18 protein-coding genes are annotated in these 19882 nt (G+C 70.9%); 12 read left to right on the top strand and 6 right to left on the bottom strand.

Annotated elements, in window-relative coordinates; all coding sequences use genetic code 11:
- The first annotated feature begins 37 nt into the window (after window positions 1-37).
- Window positions 38-2014: a PucR family transcriptional regulator gene (locus O7605_RS32240; protein ID WP_269742447.1), complete on the top strand. Its 1977-nt coding sequence runs from the start codon at window positions 38-40 to the stop codon at window positions 2012-2014.
- A 107-nt stretch (window positions 2015-2121) separates the two neighbouring features.
- Here the strand turns inward: O7605_RS32240 and O7605_RS30665 are convergent, their stop codons facing one another.
- Window positions 2122-3477: a hypothetical protein gene (locus O7605_RS30665; protein WP_269742446.1), complete on the bottom strand. Its 1356-nt coding sequence runs from the start codon at window positions 3475-3477 to the stop codon at window positions 2122-2124.
- A gap of 83 nt (window positions 3478-3560) precedes the next feature.
- Here O7605_RS30665 and murD point away from each other — a divergent pair, with 83 nt between their 5' ends.
- From murD to O7605_RS30650, 3 genes are all read left to right on the top strand, one after another.
- Window positions 3561-4910 (top strand): UDP-N-acetylmuramoyl-L-alanine--D-glutamate ligase, encoded by a 1350-nt coding sequence (gene murD, locus O7605_RS30660; RefSeq protein ID WP_269742445.1) that lies wholly within the window; start codon window positions 3561-3563, stop codon window positions 4908-4910.
- A 171-nt stretch (window positions 4911-5081) separates the two neighbouring features.
- Window positions 5082-5939 carry a hypothetical protein gene (locus O7605_RS30655; RefSeq protein WP_269742444.1) on the top strand — a complete coding sequence of 286 codons (858 nt, stop codon included), beginning with the start codon at window positions 5082-5084 and terminating at the stop codon, window positions 5937-5939.
- Window positions 5940-5945: 6 nt separating this feature from the next.
- Window positions 5946-6749 (top strand): hypothetical protein, encoded by an 804-nt coding sequence (locus tag O7605_RS30650; protein WP_269742443.1) that lies wholly within the window; start codon window positions 5946-5948, stop codon window positions 6747-6749.
- Here the strand turns inward: O7605_RS30650 and O7605_RS30645 are convergent.
- A complete protein-coding gene (locus tag O7605_RS30645; RefSeq protein WP_269742442.1) occupies window positions 6721-8085 on the bottom strand; it encodes an acyltransferase family protein in 1365 nt (454 codons plus the stop codon). The genes O7605_RS30650 and O7605_RS30645 overlap by 29 nt on opposite strands.
- Window positions 8086-8336: 251 nt before the next feature.
- Here O7605_RS30645 and O7605_RS30640 point away from each other — a divergent pair, with 251 nt between their 5' ends.
- Genes O7605_RS30640 through O7605_RS30620 form a run of 5 tightly spaced genes read left to right on the top strand, consistent with a single transcriptional unit; the run spans window position 8337 to window position 13452 of the window.
- Entirely contained in the window at window positions 8337-9335 is a 999-nt protein-coding gene (locus O7605_RS30640) for a MurR/RpiR family transcriptional regulator (RefSeq protein WP_269742441.1), read from the top strand.
- Window positions 9332-10081, top strand: coding sequence for an SIS domain-containing protein (locus tag O7605_RS30635; protein WP_269742440.1), 750 nt, complete (start codon window positions 9332-9334; stop codon window positions 10079-10081). The genes O7605_RS30640 and O7605_RS30635 overlap by 4 nt, the downstream gene beginning before the upstream one ends.
- A gap of 26 nt (window positions 10082-10107) precedes the next feature.
- Window positions 10108-11511 (top strand): N-acetylglucosamine/diacetylchitobiose ABC transporter substrate-binding protein, encoded by a 1404-nt coding sequence (gene ngcE, locus O7605_RS30630; RefSeq protein WP_210828372.1) that lies wholly within the window; start codon window positions 10108-10110, stop codon window positions 11509-11511.
- 23 nt (window positions 11512-11534) lie between these two features.
- A complete protein-coding gene (locus tag O7605_RS30625; protein WP_093407322.1) occupies window positions 11535-12476 on the top strand; it encodes a carbohydrate ABC transporter permease in 942 nt (313 codons plus the stop codon).
- Window positions 12477-12489: 13 nt separating this feature from the next.
- Window positions 12490-13452: a carbohydrate ABC transporter permease gene (locus O7605_RS30620; RefSeq protein WP_269742788.1), complete on the top strand. Its 963-nt coding sequence runs from the start codon at window positions 12490-12492 to the stop codon at window positions 13450-13452.
- 184 nt (window positions 13453-13636) lie between these two features.
- Here O7605_RS30620 and O7605_RS30615 read toward each other — a convergent pair whose 3' ends face one another.
- Complete coding sequence (locus O7605_RS30615) at window positions 13637-14392, bottom strand: class I SAM-dependent methyltransferase (protein ID WP_269742439.1); 756 nt, start codon at window positions 14390-14392, stop codon at window positions 13637-13639.
- Window positions 14389-14937, bottom strand: coding sequence for a TetR/AcrR family transcriptional regulator (locus tag O7605_RS30610; RefSeq protein ID WP_269742438.1), 549 nt, complete (start codon window positions 14935-14937; stop codon window positions 14389-14391). The genes O7605_RS30615 and O7605_RS30610 overlap by 4 nt, the downstream gene beginning before the upstream one ends.
- 283 nt (window positions 14938-15220) lie before the next feature.
- On the opposite strand from O7605_RS30610, the gene O7605_RS30605 reads away from it, so the two are divergent.
- Together O7605_RS30605 and O7605_RS30600 are read left to right on the top strand one after the other, a co-directional pair.
- Window positions 15221-16123, top strand: a complete 903-nt coding sequence (locus tag O7605_RS30605; RefSeq protein WP_269742437.1) for a CPBP family intramembrane glutamic endopeptidase — start codon at window positions 15221-15223, stop codon at window positions 16121-16123.
- Between the two features lie 57 nt (window positions 16124-16180).
- Window positions 16181-16558, top strand: coding sequence for a YybH family protein (locus O7605_RS30600; protein ID WP_269742436.1), 378 nt, complete (start codon window positions 16181-16183; stop codon window positions 16556-16558).
- 91 nt (window positions 16559-16649) lie between these two features.
- Here the strand turns inward: O7605_RS30600 and O7605_RS30595 are convergent, their stop codons facing one another.
- Complete coding sequence (locus tag O7605_RS30595; protein WP_269742435.1) at window positions 16650-17618, bottom strand: GNAT family N-acetyltransferase; 969 nt, start codon at window positions 17616-17618, stop codon at window positions 16650-16652.
- A gap of 31 nt (window positions 17619-17649) precedes the next feature.
- A complete protein-coding gene (locus O7605_RS30590; protein ID WP_269742434.1) occupies window positions 17650-18291 on the bottom strand; it encodes a GyrI-like domain-containing protein in 642 nt (213 codons plus the stop codon).
- A 158-nt stretch (window positions 18292-18449) separates the two neighbouring features.
- On the opposite strand from O7605_RS30590, the gene rox reads away from it, so the two are divergent.
- On the top strand, window positions 18450-19880 hold the full coding sequence (gene rox / locus O7605_RS30585) for a rifampin monooxygenase (protein ID WP_269742433.1): 1431 nt from the start codon (window positions 18450-18452) through the stop codon (window positions 19878-19880).
- The last annotated feature ends 2 nt before the right edge of the window (window positions 19881-19882 follow it).

The following is a 19882-nucleotide window of genomic DNA, read 5'->3' as shown; positions in this document are numbered from 1 at the left end:
AGCCCCCTCACGCGTCACGGACGGTAGCGTGTCGCGGGTGTTCCCTACCGTGCGTGAGGTCCTCGCCCTGGACCCGGTCCGCCACGGCGCGCCGCGCCTGGTCGCGGGGGAGGGCGGGCTGGACCGTCGGGTGCGCTGGGTGCACGTCGCCGAGGTACCCGACATCGCCACCCTGCTCGGCGGCGGCGAGCTGGTGCTCACCACGGGTATCGGGCTGCCCGGCGACGACACCGGGCTGCGGGCCTTCATCGGTGACCTGGCCGGCGTCGGCGTCTCCGGACTGGTGGTCGAGCTGGGTCGGCGCTACCTCGACGGCGTACCCCGGGTGATGGTGGCCGCCGCCGAACGTCACGGGCTGCCGTTGGTGGAGCTGCGCCGGGCCACCCCGTTCGTGCGGATCACCGAGGCGGTGCACGCCCTGATCGTGGACGCCCAGCTCACCGAGCTGCGGGCCACCGAGGAGATCCACCAGCGGTTCACCGAGCTGTCGGTGGAGGGGGCGGACCCGGGCGAGGTGGTCCGGCAGGCGGCCGAGCTGTCCGGCTGCCCGGTGGTGTTGGAGAACCTGTCCCGCCAGGTGCTGGCGTACGACCCGGCGGGGGAGAACGCCGAGCTGCTGCTGGACGGGTGGGAGCAGCACTCACGGCGGATCCGGCCCGAGGGGCGCACGGCGTACGACCCGGACCGAGGCTGGCTGGTCACCATGGTGGGCGCCCGGGGGCAGGACTGGGGGCGGCTGCTGCTGCGCTGGCCGCCCGGTGACGACCTGGCCGGCGGGCAGCCGTTGCCGACGCCGGCCGATGGGCGGTCCGCTCCGGCGTCGGCTGGTTCGCGGTCGGCCTCGTCCCCGGCTGGTTCGCGGTCGGCCTCGGCGTCGGCTGGTGGGCGGTCGGCCTCGGTGTCGGCCGTTGGACGGGCCGACGCGCTTCCGGCCGGAGGTGGCGGCTCGTTGTCGGCGCCGCCGACCAGGCTGACCATTCTGGTGGAGCGGGCGGCCTCGACGCTGGCCCTCGGTCGGCTGATCCGACGCGACGCCGAAGGGCTGGAACGCCAACTGCACCGGACCCTGCTCACCGCCCTGCTCGATCACTCCTGGCCGGTGGACGAGGTGGCCCTGCGGGCCCGGGCGCTCGGGGTGGTGCTGGAACGTCGTCTGCTCGTCGGCGTGGTGGTCCGGCACCGGGCCGACGACGGCGGTGCGGAGACCGTGCCCCACCGGCAACCGGCGGGCAGCGGACCGCGCACCGAGCCGGGACACCCCGGCGAGGTGCTCGACCACGCCGACACCGGGCCGGCCCGGTTGCGTGACCTCGCCGAAGCCGCTGGACAGGCGCTGCGCGAGGCCGGGCTGACCGGGCTCACGAGCGCCCTGGACGACCAGACGGTGGGTGTCCTGCTCGCCCTGCCCGATGCGGCGGCGGAGGAGCGGTCGCTGTCCGCCTTCGCCGCCGCGCTGCGCCGGACCCGCCCCGACCCGCCCGGGCGTACCGACCCGCTGGGGCGCTCCGGAGCGTCCAGCCGTGCCGATGACGCGTTGGCGCTTAGTGCCGGCCGACGGTCCGTCGCCGGGCTGCTGATCGCCGCCGGATCCGGGGTAGGCAGCCTGCGGGAGGCGCGCCGGTCACTGATCGAGGCCCGTCAGGTCGCCGACGCGGCCCGCCGGGACCGGCGTGACCTGCCGATCTTCCGGCTGCCGCACGTCGGGCTGGCCGGACTGCTGCACCTGCTGCGGGACGAGCCCCGGGTGCAGACCTTCGTCGAACGGCAGCTCGGCGCACTACTCGCCTACGACGCGCAGCATCCTCGGGAGCAGTTGCTCGGTACCCTGCGCGCCTACCTGGAGCAGGGCCGGAACAAGTCGGCGGCGGCGTCCGCCGCCCACCTGTCCCGCCCGGCGTTCTACGAGCGGCTGGCCCGGATCGGCCGGGTCCTCGACGTCGACCTCGACTCGGTCGACGCCTGCCTCTCCCTCCACGTGGCCCTCCTGGCCCTGGACGCCATCCGCACCCCCTGACCACCCTCCCTCTTCGGCGTTGATCAAGAAGTTTGCGTCATTTTCGATCTTCCTGAAGACCAAAACTTCTTGATCAACGATGCGGGTGGGGGTGGGGGTGGGGGTGGTTAGGGGGTGAGGGTTTGGAGGGTTTTCTGGTAGGTGGGGGGGATGTGGTGGTCGGCGGCGGCGGGGGTGAAGGTGTCGGAGGTGGCGGCCGTCGTCCAGGCGCTGTCGGGGACGGCGGCGACCAGGGCGGCCACCACGGGGGTGTCGCGCCAGTCGGGCTGCTGGGCGAGCAGGCTCAGCGCGACCACCGACTCCTCCACCTCGCCGACGCACTCGAACGGCTTGTGCCCGTCGATGCCCAGCAGCTCGCGGTAACCGGGAATCTGCGCGGAGTCGGCGAGCAGGTCACCGCCGAAGATACGGGTGATCCGCTCGCGGGGCATGAACGGAGCCAGGGCCAGGAAGACGAAGCGGCACTTGGGGCAGTCGCGGCACCACCGCTCACTGGCGTCGCGGAGCTTGAACGCGGCGTTGCAGCTGGTGACCACGTCGTCGTAGCGGTCGATGCCGGCGAACAGCCGGGCGATGTGCAGCTCGGACAGCGGGCGCAGCAGCGAGAAGTACGGCTCGGCCAGCCCGGCGTGCTCCGCGAGGGCCGCCCGCAGCAGTCCCTCGGCCTCGATGCCCTTGGACCACTGGTGGTTGATCTCGTGACCGTTCCAGATCAGGTTCGGGTCCGACGCCGACCGCTCGTTGGACATCACCACCGGACCCAGGCCGTGCAGCACCGCCGTGGCGACCGCGATCAGCGAGTTGATCGCGGTGACCGGGATGTGGCCGTTGCGGGCCCCGGCCGCGTTCAGCTCGAACAGCACCGGGTCGATGCGCCGCCGGGCCGCGAGGGCGGGCAGCCCCGACGCCGCGTTCACCGCGTTGATCACGTGGTTCGGGTTGACCGAGAAGGGCACCGGGTCGAGGCCGGCCCGACGCAGCGCCTCCAGGCTGACGATCGAGTCCTTGCCGCCGCCGACCGCTGACAGCGGACGCCGGTCGGAGTTGTCGTACTCGGCTGCCGGCTTGACCCGTCCGTCGGGCACGCGCGGGGTCAGCTCCAGCACGTGCGGCAGTTGGTTGCGGTACGCGTACTCGGCGAGGCCCTTGGTGTAGACGGCCGTGACGAACTCGACGGCGGCCGGGCCGAGCGGTGCCGGCAGCACCAGCTGCCCCGGCGCGGCCGTCTTGTAGTAGCTGACCCCGGCCACCACGTGCAGCAGCTCCAGCACCCGGCCCAGCGCCGCCACGGCGGCGTCCGACGGGGACTCCGCCGGCACCGGCAACGTGACCACCTCGGTGAACCGTTGCTCGCCGTCAGGTCCGGTCAGGGCGTAGTCGAGCAACACCTCGCCGGTGGACAGGTCGATCGAGTAGGACGGGAAGGTGAACGCGTCCATCCGCGCCAGCTGCGTGTTGAGCACACGCCATACTAGGCCCTGGTTCGTCCGGTCGTGCCCGGCTCGGCCGGACCGCGCCCTACCGCCGTCGTACCCGAGGAGAGCCTGTGCGCCTGTCTGACCTGCGCGGACGTAAAGTCGCCGTCTGGGGGGCCGGCCGGGAGGGGCGGGCCGCGGTGACGGCCATCGCCGCCCACGGTCCCGCCGACCTCGTTGCCGTCGACGACAGCGCGAACTTCCTGACGCTGCCCTGGGACGGCCCGTTGGCGGAGGCCGCCCCGCTGGTCACCGGCGACGAGGGCTTCGCCCGGCTGGCCGCCGCCGACGTGGTGGTCCGGTCGCCGGGTGTGCCGCAGACGCACCCCTGGCTGATGGAGCTGCGCCGCCAGGGCGCGACGGTCACCCAGGGCACCTCGCTGTGGATGGCCGACCACGGCGACCGCACCATCGGGGTGACCGGCAGCAAGGGCAAGAGCACCACGTCCAGCCTGATCAGCCACCTGCTGACCGCGGTCGACCGGCCGAACGTCTTCGGCGGCAACATCGGCGTACCGACGCTGGACCTGCCGGAGGCGGAGCTGTACGTGCTGGAGCTGTCCAGCTACCAGTGCAGCGACCTGACCGACTCGCCCCGGGTGGCGGTGGTCACCGCACTGTTCCCCGAGCATCTCGACGCGCACGGCGGGGAACGGGAGTACTACCGGGACAAGCTCAACCTGCTCGCGTACGGGCCACGCACCGTGGTGGTCAACGGCGCGGACCCCCGGCTGGCGTTCGAGTTGGGTGACCGCGCGGCGGTACGCGCCGGCACCGCCGACTCGGTGAACGTTGCCACCGGCCCGGACGGTGCGCCCTGGTTCCACCGGGTCGACCAGCCACTCTTTCCCCGGGCGGTGCTGCCGCTCGTCGGTCGGCACAACGAGGGCAACCTCTGTGTTGCCCTGGCCGTGCTCGACGCGTTGGGCATCGACCTGGTCGACCGCAAGGACGCCCTCGCCGTGGCGGTCGCCGAGTTCCAGGGGCTGGCCCACCGGCTGACCGAGATCGCCGACCCGTCCGGCCTGACCTTCGTCGACGACACCCTCGCCACCAGCCCGTACGCGGCCATCCACGCCATCGACGCCTACGACGGGCGGCCGTTGACCGTGATCGTCGGCGGCAACGACCGAGGGGTCGACTACACGCCCCTGCGCGAGCACCTGGCCGAGCGGGAACTGACCGTGATCGGCATCCCGGACAGCGGCCCGCGGATCATCGGGGCGCTCGACGGGCTGCCGAAGGTACGCACCGAACTGGTCGACGATCTCGCCGAGGCGGTCCAACTGGCCCGGCAGGTCACCCCGGCCGGCGGCGTCGTGCTGCTCTCGCCCGCCGCGCCCAGCTACGGCCGTTTCCGCAACTTCGAGCACCGCTCCGAGGTCTTCGCCGAAGCCATCCGCACCACCGCCCCCGCCTAACCCACCCACCCTCCCTCCCATCCCGTTGATCATGAAGTTGTTGCCACCTTTTGTCGGATTCTCGGGCAATAACTTCATGATCAACCTTGCTGAGGTGGGGGTCGGGCGGGGTCGGCGGGGGTGTGGTTGGGGGGTTTTACGCTGACGGGAGTCGGTTCCCGGAGGTGGTTGGTGGTTCAACTGCTGCGTCGTCCGCGTACCGGCCCCCGTGCGCACGCGGTCGGCGTCGCGCGGCTGATGGCGCACACCGACCCGGTCGCGCTGGTCGGTGTCGCCCTGTCGATCTCGCTCTCCGTGACGCTCGACCTGACCGGCGCCGCCACCGGAGTGGAGTCGTTGCTGGCCGGTCTGATGGGCATCACCATCTCGTTGCTCGTGGACTCCATCGCCCGGGCCGAGCGTCGGTTCCACCTGCGGTCGCTGCTGGCCGGACCGCACTGGCTGGTGCGGGCGGTGCCGGAAGTCGCCACCGCCGCCACCGAGGCGGTCGACCGGCATCCGGGCACCCGGGTCGCCGAGGAGGCCCAGCGCCGGTTCGAGCGGTTCCAGGCCGACCTCGCGCAGCTCCGGCAGGGACGCATCATCCGGCCGGGCACGGACTACCAGGACATGCTGGGTGCCACCCGGGACTGCGTACGGCGGTTGGAGGCGCTGACCAACGTGTTGCCTCGACTGGCCTGGTGGAGCGGTGACATCGGCCGGCGGTACTGGTCGGAGAACCTCGCCGCACTCGCCCGGGGAGTGGAGATCACCCGGATCTTCACCTACGCCGAGTTCTCCGACGAGTTGGCGGACCTGGTGGCGACGCAGCGTCGGGCGGGTGTCCGGGTGGGTCTGCTGTCGACCGGCGCGGTCCCGGCCGACCTGCACGTCAACCTGATCCGCTGGGACGGCACCGCGTGCTGGACGGCCGGCATGAGCGCGCACGGCGAGATCAACGAGAACCGGTTCTCGGTCAACGCCGCCGACCTCGCCTGGACCGACGAGACGTTCCAGGCGTGCCTCAGCCGGGCCTCCTTCGATACCTGACGCACGGTGACCGTCCAGGGCGTACTGCTGGTGACCGCGGTGGTCTGGGCGGTGACCCTGATCCGTCCGGTCCGGTGGCGGGCCCTCGTGGCCGCGTTGCCCCTGCCCATGACCGCCGCGCTGCTGGCCACGGGTCTTCCCGTCGACGGCGCGCAACTCGTCGGGGTGGTCGGGCTCAACCTGTTCTTCGGCGTCGTGGCACTGACCCATCACCGTTGCCGGTGGCCGATCCTGCTGGCCGACCTGGCGGGTGTCGCCGGCTACCTCGCGATCGCGGCGGCGCTGCGTCCGATCACGCTGCCGTTCGGGCCGACACTGGCCGCCACGGCCGCCTGCTGGCTGCTCACCATGCTGGTGCTGCACCGCCTTCCAAGGCCCGGACAGCCGGCCGATCCGGCTGGCCCGGCCGATCCGGCTGGCCCGGCTGGCCCGGCCGATCCGGCCGATCCGGCTGGCCCGGCGCGGTTGCCGGTGGTGGCCCGGCTGCTGCTGGTCCTCGCTGGTGCGGTGCTGACCGGGCTGCTCGGCCAGGTGCTGCGGGGACTGGTGGTGACCTTCCCGTACGCCGGGGTGCTGGTGGCGGTCGAGGTGCGGCGGGACCTGCCGGCCTTCTGCCGGCACTTCGCCCGCAACAGCCTGGCGCTGATCGGGTTCCTGGTCGGGGTCCACCTGGGCCAGGACGTCTCGATCGTGGTGGCGCTGGTCGCCGGCTGGGCCGGGTTCGCGCTGGTCGCGGTGGCGCTGCACCTTCCCGCCTGGCGCCACGGCAGACGCCACCCGGTCAGTCTCGGCTGCCCCACCCGGACCTGAGCAGACGCAGCGTGCCCGCACCGGCCAGGTAGGCCACCAGCGCCGCCACCGGCCACCCGAGCGGCTCCGGCGCGGTCTTGGCCGCCACGCCGTTGGCCGCCAGGGCGTACCCGACGGCGACGAATCCGGCGACGGTGAGCGCGGCACGGGCACCCGCCCACCTGGCCGGTGCTCTCAGGTGCCGGGGACGACCGGTGGACGCCTCGATCGGACCGAAGATTGCGACCAGGACGGCCAGCACCACCGTCAGCATCAACACCCACGGCAGCCGCCAGGCCAGCCAGGTCGCTGTTCCGGCCGGCGGGGTGGGCAGCAGGCCGAGGCCGTGCAGCGCGCCGACAAGCAGTACGGCCGCGCTCAGGTGCCAGAGGAAGACCGTCAGCACGACCGAGTTGACCGCGATCACCGCCTGCCACGGGCGGTCGCGGTGCAGCCACCGTTCCGCCCGCTGCCGTAGCAGCAGGATCAGCCCGAGTTGGGCGGTGGCGACCGCGAGCAGTGCCACGCTGGGTGGGGCGGCATTGGCCAACCGCTGACCGGGCAGGTTGATCATGCTGATCGGGTACGGGCCAGGGCCGGTGAGCAGGACCGCCACGGCGAGACCGCCGAGCAGCATGACGATCGCGGCCCGGCGGGACATCGGCAGGCACCGGGTGCGTGGGCCGGACCGGCGGCAGTGTCCCTGGCGGGCGTCGTACCAGGCGAAGCCGAGCTGGTGGACGGCGAGCCAGCCGAGCAGGTAGCTGGGCAGGGCGAGGTTGGCCGGTCCGAGGGCCCGGCCGGCGTCACCGGCGGCGACCAGCAGCACCAGCGTCAGCGGCACCAGCAGCCCGAGGCGGCGGTGCAGCGCGTACATGACCGGGGTCAGCGGCACCACGGCCAGGTAGGCGGCGAGAAACCACAGCGGGATGGTGGCGAACCAGACGACCGGGCGAACCTCGTCCGGCTGGGCGCCGCCGAGCCGGGCCACCAGCGCACCACCGGCGAGCACCAGGACCAGGGCGCTGGTCGGGCGCAGCAGGCGGGCGCTGCGGCCGAGCAGCCATCCGATCGCGTCGCCGCCGCGGCGCCGGTGGGCGGCCAGCGAGGCGGCGTTGGCGTACCCGCCGACCAGGAAGAACACGGGCATGACCTGGACCGCCCAGGTCAGCGGATACGCCCAGGGCATCGTGGTCAGGGCCGAGTGCCCGTCGGGTCGGCCGCTCTCGTCGTACTCGACTGCGGCTATCGCCCAGTGGCCGAGGACCACCAGGAGGATGGCCACTGCCCGGAGCAGGTCGAGGTAGCGCTCCCGGTCCGGCGGCGTGCGGGCGGCGAGGCGGGCCAGGCGGCGCATCCTTCGAGCGTAGGCCAGTCCCGGCAGCGGTCGGGGTGGTTGCGGCGCCGGCCCGGGCACACCCGCGTCGGCTCCTGGTCCGGCTCGCGTTCATGCTGGTCACGGCAGCGACGTCGGGCAGCGGGCGGGCCCGGTGGCGGGCTGTGCGCCAGGTAACAGTTTGAAAACTTCGCCCATGGTCTTGACACGGAGGGGCCTTCAGTAAGAACTTTTACCACTAACAGTTAACAGTCTTTTCCGAAAGGCATCCCATGGTTGATCACGAGTCGGACACCTCCGCGGGCACCGCGGTGGCCGACGCCGACGAGATCGATCGACGGGGTGCCCTCGGCGTCGTCCCCGACGGGATCGACCGGCGCGCCGGCCTCGTCACCTCCGACGGGACACTGGCTCGGGTCCGCACCGGTGCCGCCGAACTGACCGGAGCGCTGCGTCGGGTCGCCGAGCACGTGCTCAGCGACCCGGAGGCGGCGGCCCGGGCCACCATCGTCGAACTGGCCGAACGCAGCGGCACGTCGCCGGCCACGGTCACCCGGTTCTGTCGGGCGATGGGCTTCGACGGCTACGCCGACCTGCGGCTGGGCATCGCCGCCGAGACCGGCCGGGCCCGCTCGGCCGGCTGGACCGTCGACATCGGCCGCGAGATCCAGCCCGGTGACCCGCTGGAGCGGGTGCTGGAGCAGATCATGGCCGCCGACACCCGGGCCATGCACGACACCGCCGCGTTGCTCGACCTGAACGAGGTGGAGCGGGCCGCCGTCGCCATCGCCGGCGCCGAGCGGGTGAACATCTTCGGCGCCAGCGGCAGCGCACTCGTCGGCGAGGAGATGCAGTTCAGCCTGCACCGCATCGGCGTGGCCGCGTGGGCCTGGAACGACGTGCACTCCGGGCTGGCCGCCGCCGCGTTGCTGCGCCCCGGTGACGTCGCGCTGGGCATCTCGCACAGCGGACAGACCCGCGAGGCCATCGAGATGCTCGCCGAGGGTGGCAGCCGGGGCGCGACCACCATCGCGCTCACCGGGTTCCGCCGGTCGCCGCTGGCCGAACTGGCCGACATCGTGCTGCTCACCGCCAGCCAGGCCACCACGTTCCGGCCGGACGCGCTGTCGGCCCGGCACCCTCAGCTGGTCGTGCTCGACCTGCTCTACATCGCCGTCGCCCAACGTACTCACGACCGCGCCCACGCGGCCTTCCGGCGTACCGCCCAGGCCGTCGACGGGCACAAGGCCGCGCGGGAGGCCACCGCATGATCAGCGCCCAGGGGTACGCCGACGCGGTCCGGCCGGTTCTCGACCGGCTGATCGAGCGGGGGTCCGAGACGGTGGGCCGGGCCGCCGACCTGATCGCCACCAGCCTGCGCGCCGGTGGGGTGCTGCAGGCGTTCGGCGCCGGGCACTCGGAGGTCTTCGCCGCCGAACTGGTCGCCCGGGCCGGTGGGCTGGTCCCCACCAACCGGATCTCCCTGCACGACCTGGTATTGCACGGCGACGCCGCGCGCCAGGTGCTCGCCGACCCCAAACTGGAGCGCGACCCCGCCGTCGCGCATCAGCTCTACGCGATCGCCGCACCCCAGCCGCAGGACGTGTTCGTGGTGGCGTCCCAGTCCGGCATCAACGGTTCGGTGGTCGAACTGGCCCTGCTGGCCACCGGGCGCGGTCACCCGCTGATCGCGGTCACCTCGGTCGAGCACACCGGACGGGTGTCCCCGCGGCACCCCTCCGGCCGCCGGCTCGTCGATCTCGCCGACGTCGTGCTGGACAACGGCGCGCCGTACGGCGACGCACTGCTGCCGCTCGAGGGCGGCGGCGCGGTCTGTGCGGTCTCCTCGGTCACCTCGGCGCTGCTGGCGCAGCTGCTGACCGCGGAGGTCGTACGACGGTTCCACCAGGCCGGAGAGGTACCCCCTATCTACCTCTCCGCCAACGTCCCCGGTGGGGACGAGCACAACCTCGCCCTCGAGTCGCGGTACGCCGGGCGTCTCCGGCGCACCGCCTGACCCGACATCACAAGGAGAGTCACACGATGTCCGTTACCCCCGATCTCGACCGCCGGACCCTGCTGCGCCGCGCGGCGGCCGCGGGCCTCCTGGTGACCCCGGCCGCCGGTCTGCTCAGCGCCTGCGCCGGCAGCACGCCGAGCCAGAACGACGACAGCGCCGGGGAGAAGAGCAACGACAACCCCTTCGGCGTGCAGGATGGCAGCGCCGTCAAGGTGGTCATCTTCAACGGTGGGTTGGGTGACGCCTGGGCCAAGGAGGACCAGGCGATCTTCAACGCCAAGTACCCGAACGTCACCGTCAACATGAGCTCCACCCAGAAGATCAAGACCGAAGAGCAGCCGAAGATGGCGACGCAGCCCAGCGACGTCGTCATGAACTCCGGCGCCGACATGATGGACATCAGCACCCTGGTCAACGAGGGTGCCATCGAGCCGCTGGACGACCTGCTCGCCGCGCCCGCCTGGGACAGCGAGGGCACCGTGGCGGACACGCTGCTGCCGGGCACCGTCGGCGACGGCACCTACCAGGGCAAGTTCTTCGTGGTGAACGTGGCCTACACGGTCTGGGGCAACTGGTACAACTCGGTGCTGTTCGACAAGGAGGGCTGGACGCCGCCGAAGACCTTCGACGACTTCTTCGCCCTCGCTCCGAAGATCAAGGCCAAGGGCATGGCCCCGTACGTGTACGACGCCGTGCACGGCTACTACCCGCGCTGGGCGCTGATGGCGACGGTCTGGAAGTCCGCCGGCAAGCAGGCCGTCATCGACATCGACAACCTCAAGGAGAACGCCTGGCGGGCCGAGGGCGTCCTGCCGGCGCTCGAGGCATGGGAGAAGCTGGTCAAGGACAAGCTGCTGCTGCCCGGCAAGCTCGACCACACCCAGTCGCAGCAGGCGTGGCTCGACGGCAAGGCCGCGTTCATCCAGGTCGGTACCTGGCTGAAGAACGAGATGGCGGCGACCATCCCGCCGGGCTTCGAGATGAAGATCTCCGACTACTGGGGCCTGGGCGCCACCGACAAGGCGCCCAACGACGTCTACGCCGGTGCCGGCGAGGGCATCGTCGTCCCGGCCAAGGCGCCGAACAAGGCCGCCGCCAAGGAGTTCCTGCGCGCGGTGCTCTCCAAGGCCGGTTCGGCGAAGTTCGCCGAGCTGACCAAGTCGCTGGCCTCCACCAAGGGCTCCGGCGACAACGTCCAGGACGCCGCCCTGGCCAGCGCCAACGAGCTGATGAAGAACGCCAGCTCGGACCTGATTTCGATCAAGCTCTGGAACTTCTACGCCGACCTGGACAAGGAGAGCCAGAACCTGTCCGCCGAGTTGATGGCCGGCCGGCTGACCGCCGCGCAGTTCGTCGACAAGATGCAGGCCGCCGCCGACAAGGTCGCCAAGGACTCGTCGATCACCAAGCAGACCCGCGACGCCTGATCCGAACGGAAAGAGTGAGTCCCATGCGGCACGGTGTTGCGCGTTTCGTCACGGGTTTCCTGGCCCTGCCGGTCGGGCTGTACCTCTTCTACGTGGTGTGGCCCTTCCTGCAGGCCGCCGGGTACTCGCTGACCGACTGGGGAGGTTACTCCGACAGGCAGCAGTTCGTCGGGCTGGACAACTACCTCCGGCTCTTCTCCGACGAGCTGATCAGGAAGGCGTTCTGGCACAACGTGTTCTTCCTGATCACCGTGCCGCTGTTCACCATCGCGCTGGCCCTGTTCCTCGCGTTCCTGCTCAACGTGGGCGGACGCGAGGACAAGGCCGGCATCCGGGGAGTCTTCGGCTCCGGGCTCTACAAGGTGATCTTCTTCTTCCCGCAGGTGCTGTCCCTGGTCGTCATCGCGGTGATGTGGCAGCAGATCTACCGCGCCGACGGCCAGGGCCTCATCAACGGCATGCTGATGAAGATCGGGCTGGTCAGCGAGGACGACCCGATCACCTTCATGTACGACCCGGAGCCCTTCCTCGGCGTACCGGCGGTGCTGTGGTGGCTGCTGCTGATCGCGGTCTGGAGCGGCGCCGGCTTCTACATGGTGCTCTTCTCCGCGGCCATGCAGTCCATCCCGAAGGACGTCTACGAGGCGGCCATCCTCGACGGTGCCGGCCGGTTCCACACCTTCTTCCGGATCACCCTGCCGCTGCTGCGGGACACCGTCTCGGTGGCCTGGGTCTACCTGGGCTTCATCGCCCTGGACATGTACGCCCTGGTGTTCGTCATGACGCCCAGCCAGGGCGGCCCGAACCACGCCAGTGAGATCTTCGCGTCGGTGCTGAACTTCACCGCCTTCCAGAAGGGCCAGTTCGGCTACGCCTGCGCGATGGGCGTGGCACTGGCGATCTTCACGATCCTGCTGGCCGCTCTCCAGCTGAGGATCACCCGTCGTGAGCGGATCGAGTATTGAGGAGACCTGGACGATGAGCACGGTGACCCACACCCCGGGTGGCCTGGCCGGCCCGGACCAGACTCCACCACCGGGCCGTACGCCGGCACCGCGCGCCGCCGTCGGCGGCGGCCGGGCCGGGGCCAGGTTCTTCAACGGCTTCTCGCACCTGTTCCTCGCCGTCTGGGCGATCATGGTGGTCTACCCGCTGCTGTGGGTGGTGATGTCGGCACTCAAGACCGACTCGGAGGTCATCCGCAAGCCGCTGTCGTTGATCCCCGAGCGGTTGCAGTGGGACAACTTCGCCCGGGCCTGGACCGAGGGGCACATCGGGTCGTTCTTCCTCAACACCGTCCTGGTGCTGACCGGCAGCGTCTTCCTCACCATGCTGCTCGGCTCGATGGCCGCCTACGTGCTCGCCCGCTACGAGTTCCGGGGCAACCGGCTGATCTACTACATGTTCCTGTCCGGGCTGACGCTGCCGATCTACCTGGCCGCGGTGCCGCTGTTCAAGGGCGTCTACAACACCGGCGTGGTGCTGCCGTTCCTCGGGCCGAACAGCCACTTCATGCTGATCCTGGTCTACGTGGCCTGGTCGCTGGCGTTCACCGTCTTCTTCATGCACTCGTTCTTCCGTACCCTGCCGACCGCGATCGCCGAGGCGGGCATGGTCGACGGTGCCTCGCACAGCCGGTTGTTCTTCAGCGTGATGCTGCCGATGGCCAAGCCGGGCCTGATCAGCATCGGCATCTTCAACGTCCTCGGCCAGTGGAACCAGTGGTACCTGCCGACCCTGCTCATGCAGTCGGTGGCCGGGGAGCCGAAGAACCAGGTCATCTCCCAGGGCCTGATCGAGCTGTCGGTCAACCAGGGCTACCGCTCCGACTGGTCCGGCCTGTTCGCCGGGGTCACCATGGCGATGCTGCCGGTGCTCATCGTCTACATCGTCTTCCAGCGCCAGGTGCAGTCCGGCCTCACCGCCGGCGTCAGCAAGTAGCCCGGAACGACAGCGGCTCCGGGACCGGGCTCGCGCCTCACATCGGGCCCGGTCCCGAAGAGCGGTCTCAGCTCACTCGGGACCACGTTCGCGTACTCCCCGCCACACCCGCAGGGTTGGTGCGTCGACGAAGTCGTCGCACGGATAGGCACGCCGAACCTCGGTCTCCGTCACTCCCCACCGGTCAGCGAGCATCGGCCCGGCCCAGCACCAGGGTGGTACGCAGGTTGAGCGTCACGGCGCCACCGAACTCGTCGACCAGTCGGCCGAGCGCGTCCAGCCCGCGTCGCTGCTGCTCCGGCGACCGGGTCAGGAACGGTCCGAAGGTCCGTACCAGGTCGAGGTAGCGTTCCTTGGCCAGCGGCAGTTCGTGACCGAAGACCTCCTTGCGGACGTCGAGAAACTGCCCGTGGTCGACGACGTCCTGATGGAACCAGTCCGCCGGCCGTTCCCGTGCGGTCGGGTCGATCGCGTGCAGCGCGGCCCGGATCGCCGCTCGTTGATCAGGGTCGGCGTAGTCGTAGCGATGCCCGAAGATGGCCAAGGTGCCGCCGGGCGCGAGGGCCTGCCGAGCGCGCGTGTTGCGGGTGGCCGGGTCCAGCCAGTGCCAGGCCATGGCGCAGGCCAGCACGTCGACCCCGCCGGCGGGCGGTGCCCACTGTTCGAAGGTGTCGCCGTGGATGCGAACGCGCGGATACCGGGCGGCCAGCAGCGCGGCCATTCGTGGGTCGGGTTCGAGGCAGGTCAGGGGTGCGCCGACGCGGGCGAGCACGTCGGTCCCTTTGCCGGTGCCAGCACCGATCTCGACAACCGACGCCGGTGTGCCGCCGTGGTAGGCGACGAGCTGGTCGGCGATCTCGGGCGGATAGCCCGGCCGGACGCTCTGGTACAGCTCGGCTGTCGCGCCGAAGACGTCCACCACCGCACTCCCTCCGGTCATGACGTCGCCTCCGCCCCGCGTAGCGAGTCGAGCGCGGCCTGGCTGCCCTCGCTCAGGTCCATGCCCAACGCCTGAAGCATCACCACCAACGCGCCGAGCGCGAGGGTGCCCCGCAGCTCCTGCGGCCCGGCGCTGGACAGCCGCCCAGCGTGCTCCAGAATCCGGCCGACCAGGGCCCGGCAGTGCGCCGCGACCACGGCGTCGGAGCGGGCCGCAGCGCAGGCCTGCAACCACAGGCCGGTCACGACGCCGTCCGCGATGAGCGTCCGGAAGCCGGTGCGCATCGCCGGCAACGGGTCGGCCGGGTGCGCGCCGGCCTCTTGCTGGAGCGCCTGCCCGATCCGGGCCTCCAACTCGTCCAGACAGGCCAGGAACAGGTTGCGCTTACTACCGAAGAGCCGGAAGACGTACGGCTGGGACACACCCATCCGGTCGGCCACCTGCTGTATCGACGCTGTGGTCAGCCCGTGGTCGGCGAAGACCCGCATGCCGATGTCGATCGCGTCCGTACGCCGTCGTCGGGCCGTGCTCCGTTGTTCCGCCACAGCCGCAGCCTGACACTAGTAACCACTTACAAACAAGACCCCCTCCGCCCTCGGATCCGTGAGCTGGTCGGCCCGGACAGCAGCAGCCGTAGCGAACCGCGCACCACGTCGGCGGAGGCGGGGCGGCGCTGGTGTGCCGGGCGATGGGTTGTGTCGCACTGTCGGTGTCGGCCTCGTGGGCGCCAGTGACATCGCGTCACCTGTCTGGCTGCGGGAATGTCATGGTCAGGTGGTGACATCGCGGCCCTGTCCGGTGCGAGCGGCGCGCGCTGCAATGGATGACATGCCCAGTACCCGGCTGACCCCCGCGCGGTCCCGACCAGCGGTCGACAGCTCCCGACCCTTCGGCGCCCACCTGCGGATGAACTGGTGGAAGCCGCTCCTGGTCATCGTCGTGCCGCCGCTGGTGATGCTGGTCCTGCAGGTTCTGCTCTATCTGGTGGTCGGTGTCGTCGAGGGTAGCGACGATCCGATGGCACCCACCTTCACTCCGCTGAAGTTCCTGGCTGTCAACATCAGCGTGGGCATGGCGGGCGTGCTGGCGATCCTGCTCCTGGCGTGGACCGCCAGGGTGCCGTGGCGCAGCCTGATCAGCTTCCCGCGAGCGTTCGACGCAGGCCGCCTGGTGCGGTACCTGTTCGGCGCGGCGCTGCTGGTGGGCGCCGGGATCGGTGTGGTGGCGCTGGTCGCACCCGACGCGCCGGGCTGGACCAGCTTCGGTGTCACCGGCACCACGATCGCCATGCTGGTGATCGTGATGCTGAGCACCCCGATCCAGGCCACCGGCGAGGAGTTGATGTTCCGCAGCGCCGTGCTGCCCGCCGCCGCGTCCTGGCTGCGTCCGGTACGTCCGGCCCTGGCCCTCGGGCTCGTGATCTCCAGCGTGGGCTTCGCCGTGGTCCACGGGTCGACCGACCCCTGGCTCTTCGGGTACTACGCCTTGTTCGGCGTCTGCACCGGCCTGATGGCGATCGTCAGCCGTGGCGTCGAGGCGCCGGTCGCGTTCCACGTCGCCAACAACGTGCTGTTCACCACCGTCAACACGGTGATGGCCGGCGGCGAGGGCTTCGCGATCGACAGGTCCACCGACACCGGCGACGCGTCCCTGCTGATCCTCGCCGTCGTCAACATCGGCATGGTTCTGCTCGTGTGGCTGCGCGAGCGGCGCACTCGGACCGGCGAATAGCGTGGGAGGTGTCCACGATCCCGCCGCCGGTCGCCGTTGGATGGCAGGGTGTTGTCCATGGACAGGAAGCAGGTCGCCGACTGGATCGCCGCCTACGAGCGGCTTTGGCGGACGCCGGGCACGCAGGCGCTGGTCACGCTCTTCACCGAGGACGCGAGCTATCGGCAGGGACCGTACTGGACGCCTGTGGTCGGTCTGCCGGCCATCGCCGAGATGTGGGAGCAGCAGCGCAAGGGCCCCGACGAGGTGTTCGAGATGACCACGGACATCGTCGCGGTCGACGGCGACACCGCGGTGTCGCGCCAGGAGGTCCGCTACGGCGACCCGGTCGACCAGGAATACCGCGACCTCTGGATCATGCGGTTCACCGACGACGGACGTTGCCGGTCGTTCGAGGAGTGGCCGTTCTGGCCGGGGCAGCAGCCGGCCACCTGATCGCAGCGGCCGGACCGCGTCGACGGTGGTAGCGCACTGCCGGCTGGCGTGACGAGCCGGCCCACGTCTACGACGGCGACGGATCTGGCGGTCAGTAGCGGATCAGCCGGTGCAGCCGGAGGAACGTCTCGGTGAAGCCCAGCTTCGGCCAGGCTCGCGAGGAGAGCAGGTTGGTGACTCGCCAGTCGGTGACCACGCTGTCGAAGCCGGCCGACACCGCCCAGTCGACGACCGCGGCGCCGAGAGCTCGTCCGGCGCCGACGCCCCGGGCGTGCGGCAGGACCGCCGCGAACCCGAGGAACCCGGCGTGTTCGGGGCGGGCCAGGCTCAGGTGCGAACTCGACTTCTCCAAGGCGCAACCGGTGGCGGAGCCGACCACCTGGCCGTCCGCTTCGGCCACGAAGGTGGCGTACGCGGGGTTGTCGATGTCGGCCGTCCATTCGGCGGCGGCTTCCTCGAGCGTGCTCATCGGGCCGGCGGAGAACGTCGGCGACTGTCCCTGGTGCAGCGGCAACTCACGGTCGAGTTGAGCGAGTGCCGGGATGTCGGCCCGGGTCGCCCGACGCACCGACAGCCCGGCCGGGGTGATCGCTGCCGGTGGGGCGGCGGGCCGGATTGCGTGCGCGTGCTGCTGGCCGAAACCCAGCCGGAACCAGGCTTGTACCAGCTCCGGGTCGTGCGCCGGCACGACGACGTAGTGCGCCGTGCGGCCCTCGTCGACCCAGCGGGTGGCGGCGAGCGCGTACAGGTCGCGCATCACCTCGGGATCGGTGGCCGCCATTCCGGCGGCCTCCACCCAGATGTTCGGCCCCCACAGCGGGGACGGCTTCGGCGCGCCGAGGACGAAACCCACCGGGACGCCGCCGCGGTGAGCGACCGCTCCCGACGCGTCCGGCGTCTCGTACGCGGTGGTCAGCTCGGCCAGCGTCGCGGCGACGTCCTCGAACCGGGCGGACAGCAGCGGCTGGGCGACGCGGTGCCGGCGGTGCCGTTCGGCGAGCAAGGTGGCGCAGGCGGCCAGGTCGGCGGCCGTGAACGGCCGCAGCTCGGTGCGGGACATGGCCGGACCCTACGTGCCGCCGGTGTCGCGGTCATCCTGGTTTCGACGGCGCGGCCTCGGCGGTGACCGGCTGCCGCAGGAGGGTGCGCCTGCTGTCGGGCGCGACCCTGCGGAAGTCACTGAGATAGATCTCGTGGTGTTTGCCGGTCATGCGCAGCCCTTGGGCCGGGATGAACTCGTCGTGCAGTTCCGCGAGCACGGCGGCTTCGTCGTCGAAGGAGCCCACGTGCAGTGTCTGGACGCATCGTCCCTCGGCCAGCGGTTCCAGGCGGATGTCGTCGAGGCGTACCGGCCTGTTCTTCGCCCCCGCCTGCCCGACGGCGGCGTCGAACATGGCCCGGTCGATCCAGTCCGGGACCATGAGCAGCAGGGTCCAGTTCCACTGTGACTTGTCCCGCGACGTGGTGAAGGCGGCCATGTCGTCGGCCCACCACAGGCCCTCCAACGGCGGGACGACGTAGTCGCGGCCGAGGTCGCGCTTGCTGGCGAACTTCAGCTTGTACGCCACCGGGTAGAGCGCTTCGACGGCGGTGGTGAACGCGGGTGAGGTGTTCGGATCGCCGTGGCCGTCGACCATGAGGTACCGCAGGTCGGGCACGTCCACGATCCGGAACCGTCCCCGTGGTGCCCGGTAGGCGTCGATGGTCTTCTTGAAGTCGATCTTGTCGGTCATCGCGTGCCTGGACCTGCTGGACCTGGAAAGCACAACGGCAAGGAGGAGAACTCCTTGTCACTGTCAACATATACCGCACCCCCGGTATTGCGGCAAGACCCCGGTCGTGACGCACAATCGTCCACCGAGCTGAAGAATTGGCATTTCCGGGGGGATTCATGTTCGATGCGGTCATCGTCGGTGGCGGGCCGACCGGCATGATGCTGGCGAGCGAATTGCGGCTGCGGCACGCCAGCGTGCTCGTGCTGGAGAAGGAGGTCGAGCCACCACCGTTCGTACGGTCGCTCGGGCTGCACGTGCGTAGTATCGAGGTGATGGATCAGCGCGGGTTGTTGGCGCGGTTTCTGGAGAACGGTAAGCAGTTTCCGATCCGGGGATTCTTCGCGGGCATCGACAAGCCCGCCCCCGACCGGCTGGACACCGCCCACGGATACGTGCTCGGCATTCCGCAGCCGCTCACCGACCGGCTGCTGGCCACGCACGCGGCCGAGGTGGGCGCGGAGATCCGGCGGGGCTGCCCGGCGGTCGGGCTGGAGCAGGACGACGACGGGGTGACCGTCCAGCTCGGCGACGGCGCGTCGCCGGTGCGCGCGCGGTTCGTGGTCGGCTGTGACGGCGGGCGCAGCACCGTGCGCAAGCTGCTCGGGGTCGGCTTTCCCGGCGAGCCGTCGCGAGTGGACACGCTGCTGGGCGAGATGGCGGTGACCGCCTCCCCGGAGGAGATCAGCGAGGTGGTGGCGCGGGTACGCAGGACCGAGAAGCGGTTCGGCGTCGGTCCGTCCGGCACACCGGGGGTGTTCCGGGTGGTCGTGCCGGCGCAGGGCGTGGCCGAGGACCGGTCGACGCCGCCGACGCTCGCCGAGTTCACGCAACAGCTACGGGCGTACGCGGGCACCGACTTCGGGGTGCGTTCGCCCCGCTGGCTGTCGCGCTTCGGCGACGCGACCCGCCAGGCCGAGCGCTACCGGGTCGGCCGGGTGTTCCTGGCCGGCGACGCGGCGCACGTGCACCCGCCGCTGGGCGGGCAGGGGCTGAACCTCGGGATCCAGGACGCGTTCAACCTGGGCTGGAAGTTGGCGGCGGCGATCGACGGCTGGGCACCGGACGACCTGTTGGACACCTACGAGTCCGAGCGGCATCCGGTGGCGGCGGACGTGCTCGACAACACGCGTGCCCAGATGGAGTTGACCACCAACGAACCGGGGCCGCGCGCCGTCCGACGGCTGCTGACGCAGCTGATGGACTTCGACGACGTCAACCGGTACCTGATCGAGAAGATCACGGCGATCAGCGTCCGGTACGACCTCGGCGAGGGGCATCCCCTGCTCGGGCGGCGGCTGCGTGACGTCCAGCTCACCTGCGGGCGACTGTTCGGGCTGCTGCGCTCCGGCGCCGGGCTGCTGCTCGACCAGACCGGGCGGCTCTCAGTGGGCGGCTGGCGTGACCGGGTTGACCATGTCGTCGACACCAGCGAGGAACTGGACGTGCCGGCGGTGCTGCTCCGGCCCGACGGACACGTCGCCTGGGTCGGCGAGGACCAGCAGACCCTTGAGGTGGCGTTGGCCAGGTGGTTCGGTGGTGTTCGCTGACG

It is taken from the genome of Verrucosispora sp. WMMA2121, assembly GCF_027460185.1.
In the GTDB taxonomy this organism is placed as follows: domain Bacteria; phylum Actinomycetota; class Actinomycetes; order Mycobacteriales; family Micromonosporaceae; genus Micromonospora; species Micromonospora palythoicola.
The sequence above is the reverse complement of the archived record's forward strand: the minus strand, read 5'-3'. Positions and strand labels throughout refer to the sequence as shown.

Bases quoted from the DNA above. Each gene is read 5' to 3' on its own strand.
- O7605_RS30645 (WP_269742442.1), bottom strand. From the start codon at position 8,085: ATGCGCCGCCTGGCCCGCCTCGCCGCCCGCACGCCGCCGGACCGGGAG.
- O7605_RS30640 (WP_269742441.1), top strand. From the start codon at position 8,337: ATGGTTGATCACGAGTCGGACACCTCCGCGGGCACCGCGGTGGCCGAC.
- O7605_RS30635 (WP_269742440.1), top strand. From the start codon at position 9,332: ATGATCAGCGCCCAGGGGTACGCCGACGCGGTCCGGCCGGTTCTCGAC.
- ngcE (WP_210828372.1), top strand. From the start codon at position 10,108: ATGTCCGTTACCCCCGATCTCGACCGCCGGACCCTGCTGCGCCGCGCG.
- O7605_RS30625 (WP_093407322.1), top strand. From the start codon at position 11,535: ATGCGGCACGGTGTTGCGCGTTTCGTCACGGGTTTCCTGGCCCTGCCG.
- O7605_RS30620 (WP_269742788.1), top strand. From the start codon at position 12,490: ATGAGCACGGTGACCCACACCCCGGGTGGCCTGGCCGGCCCGGACCAG.
- O7605_RS30615 (WP_269742439.1), bottom strand. From the start codon at position 14,392: ATGACCGGAGGGAGTGCGGTGGTGGACGTCTTCGGCGCGACAGCCGAG.
- O7605_RS30605 (WP_269742437.1), top strand. From the start codon at position 15,221: ATGCCCAGTACCCGGCTGACCCCCGCGCGGTCCCGACCAGCGGTCGAC.
- O7605_RS30600 (WP_269742436.1), top strand. From the start codon at position 16,181: ATGGACAGGAAGCAGGTCGCCGACTGGATCGCCGCCTACGAGCGGCTT.
- O7605_RS30595 (WP_269742435.1), bottom strand. From the start codon at position 17,618: ATGTCCCGCACCGAGCTGCGGCCGTTCACGGCCGCCGACCTGGCCGCC.
- O7605_RS30590 (WP_269742434.1), bottom strand. From the start codon at position 18,291: ATGACCGACAAGATCGACTTCAAGAAGACCATCGACGCCTACCGGGCA.
- rox (WP_269742433.1), top strand. From the start codon at position 18,450: ATGTTCGATGCGGTCATCGTCGGTGGCGGGCCGACCGGCATGATGCTG.